The sequence below is a fragment of the Robinsoniella sp. genome (assembly GCF_034124845.1).
Genome location: NZ_JAWYAJ010000313.1, coordinates 1 through 2,946, shown reverse-complemented (window position 1 = coordinate 2,946; position 2,946 = coordinate 1). Strand labels below are relative to the sequence as shown.

General features: G+C 41.7%; 2 protein-coding genes and 1 pseudogene. All 3 read left to right on the top strand.

The window, feature by feature from the left end:
- The first annotated feature begins 397 nt into the window (after window positions 1-397).
- Window positions 398-1,711: an ABC transporter substrate-binding protein gene (locus ACH2DQ_RS15885; RefSeq protein WP_394914585.1), complete on the top strand. Its 1,314-nt coding sequence runs from the start codon at window positions 398-400 to the stop codon at window positions 1,709-1,711.
- 104 nt (window positions 1,712-1,815) lie between these two features.
- Window positions 1,816-2,730 carry a carbohydrate ABC transporter permease gene (locus tag ACH2DQ_RS15880; protein WP_394914584.1) on the top strand — a complete coding sequence of 305 codons (915 nt, stop codon included), beginning with the start codon at window positions 1,816-1,818 and terminating at the stop codon, window positions 2,728-2,730.
- Between the two features lies 1 nt (window position 2,731).
- Window positions 2,732-2,946, top strand: a pseudogene (locus ACH2DQ_RS15875) (carbohydrate ABC transporter permease); the annotation flags it as partial.

Genomic DNA, 2,946 nt, shown 5'->3' with positions numbered 1-2,946 from the left:
TGGAGGCGTGCCGCTGGCATTGGGGCTGGGCTGCGGTAAAATTGTACTGACTGTTGCAGTACTCGCCATATTGATTACGTCACCGCTTGGTGCCTTTGGTGTTGACATGACTTATCGGAAGCTTCTACCCAGGATTCCGAATAAAATATCAGATTTATAATTATCGCAGGGCAGATACCCCGCCGCTTGCAGTGAGACAGATTGATGGTCTGCCTGCTTGGGGCGGGGTTCTTGATTTTTGTGTTTCTGAAAATGTTCGTATGTTTTGTACTTGCCAAAATCCATGCCTATAGCGTATTTTATACAGGAGTGCCGAATTATACAAGAAAATAACTCTTGAATATAGCCTATAATTACATTAACAAATAAATCATATAAAATAAAAGGAGAGCAGGAAATGAAAAAGAAAAAACTATTATGCCTGGGGCTTACGGCTATGCTTGCGGTGTCCAGTCTGGCAGGATGTGGCAGCAGTGAAAGTAAAACTACAGAATCACAAAAAAAGGAAGAATCAGATACAGTCAAAATTACTTACTGGGGATGGGATAACAATTTTACGGAACCAATGAAGGAAGCTTTTGAAAAAGCAAACCCGGGCTACGAATTGGAAGTGACCGCAGTTGCTTATTCGGATTATGTTTCCAAGATACAGCAGAGTGCGGCTTCCGGTGCAGAGCTTCCGGATATCCTGATTGGGGAATCCAATCTGAGAGGACCGCTTTTCCAGATGGATATCTGGGAGGATCTGTCCCAAGAACCTTATCAAGTAAAAAAAGAGGATTATTTTGATTATTCTATTAATAAATCTATGAATGAAAAAGGAGAAATTCTGGGGATTGAGCAGTCGGTATCACCATCGGCAATGGCTTATAAGAGAAGTGTGGCAGCCGAATATTTTGGTACCGATGACAGGACTGAGCTGGAACAGAAGCTTGCGACAATGGAGGATTATGAAGCTGCTGCAAAAGAAGTTCAGGAAAAGTCTGATGGAAAGGTGTTCCTGTTCAACAGTGCAGGTTCCGTATTGGGCTGGCTGTACACTTCCGATACCAAATCACTGGTCAGTGATGACGGAAGCCTTGATTTTACCGGGAAAATGAAACCCCTTTTAGAAACAGCATGTAAGCTGAGAGATGCAGGGGCAATTGATAATTTTACGGCTGATACGCCACAGGCAAATGCCGCATATGCAGGTGAGAACCATATCTTATATCCCTGTCCTAATTGGGGGATTTCCAACGGAATTAAAGCCAATGACCCGGATGGTTCCGGCAATTGGGGAATGATGATCCCGCCAACGGGAGGATACAGCAACGGCGGTACCGTTATGGGAATCAGCAAATCTTCTAAGAACAAAGAGGCTGCATGGAAATTTATAGACTGGTGTACCAACTCAGATGAGGGTGTGAAAGCGGCTAAAGAGCAGGTGTCCTATTATGTACCGGCGAAGAAGTATTATGAGGACAACAGCTATACGACAGATAAGGATACGTATTTTAAGGGGCAGGACATCGGAGAGCTACTGTATCAGGAGGTTCTTCCCAATATTGAAGTACCTTCCGTCGTAACGCCTTATGATTCGGTTGTCCAAAGTGAAGTGATGCTTTTGGCTCAGGCAATGATGGCTGATAAATCTATGACCTGGGATCAGCTATTAGAAAAGGGACTTGCCGACGTACAGAGCAAGCTGCCGGATGTAACGGTAAGATAGGGAATTAAAACATAATCTGCTGTGTTAAAAGCCATAGAATAACTTTCCATTCATAGGTAGTTTAACCGGCAGATTTTTATTGTCATAAAATGGAGGTTGTCAGATTGCAGAAACAAAACAAGCTAAGGAATCGAAGTTTAAAATACAGTATTTTTTGGCCGGTAGTATTTATTGCGCCATTTATTATCTTTTATTTGGTATTTAATATTTATCCATTACTCTACTCCCTGCGGATCAGTTTTTATAAGTGGGACGGTATCGGAGAACAGATCTTTGTAGGAATCAAAAACTATACAGATATTATTACAAAGGATCCTAACTTCTGGAAAGCCTTTGGCAATACCCTTATTATTATCATCATTACATATCCCATTGCAATTCTTCTGGGACTTATTATCGCCAGCTTTTTAAGCAGCCTGAAGAAAGGAGTTCAATTTTTTCAAACCGTCAATTTTCTGCCTTACATTACGACTCCGGTGGCAATCGGTCTGATTTTTTCCTTTTTGTTTGACTGGAACAGCGGAATTGTGAATTCAGTTGTGAAACTACTGGGCGGTACTGGTCTGAACTGGCTTGGAGAAGCATGGACGGCGCGGCTTGTAATCGCATTTATGATTGGCTGGAAATACATCGGTTATTATATGGCACTCTATCTGGCTGGCATAACTTCCATTTCAGAAGAGTTATACGAGGCGTCGAAGGTGGATGGTGCCGGGGTGATTCAGACATTTGTAAAAATAACCATACCGATGCTGAAACCCATCACTATGTTTATTGTTATGACCAGTATCATCGGAGGACTTCAGCTATTTGATGAACCGAATTTACTGTTCCCGGCTACACTTTTTGGTGGACCGGAAAAATCCTGTCTCACAATGGTGGCTCATTTCTACGATGTATCCTTCCTGTCCACCTCAAGGCTTGGTTACGGAACTGCGGTCGCTTTCAGCCTGTTTATGATTATTGTGGTATTTTCCGTTTGCGGGAACTTTATGATGAAAAGAAAGGAGGAAGATTAGAATGAAGAAAACAAAAGCATTTTTAACCTATTTACTCTTAGGGTTCATTACTTTGATATCGCTGTATCCATTTTATACGATGATCATTATGGCAACTTACCGATCGGAAAATTTATTTCAGCAGATTCCGATTTTACCGGGGAATTATTTTTTGGAAAATCTAAAAGTGGTGATGAGTGCAAACTTTACCCAGACATTTGTAAACAGTTTGTTGAT

Coding starts and splice junctions, on each gene's coding strand:
- ACH2DQ_RS15885 (WP_394914585.1), top strand. CDS start 398: ATGAAAAAGAAAAAACTATTATGCCTGGGGCTTACGGCTATGCTTGCG.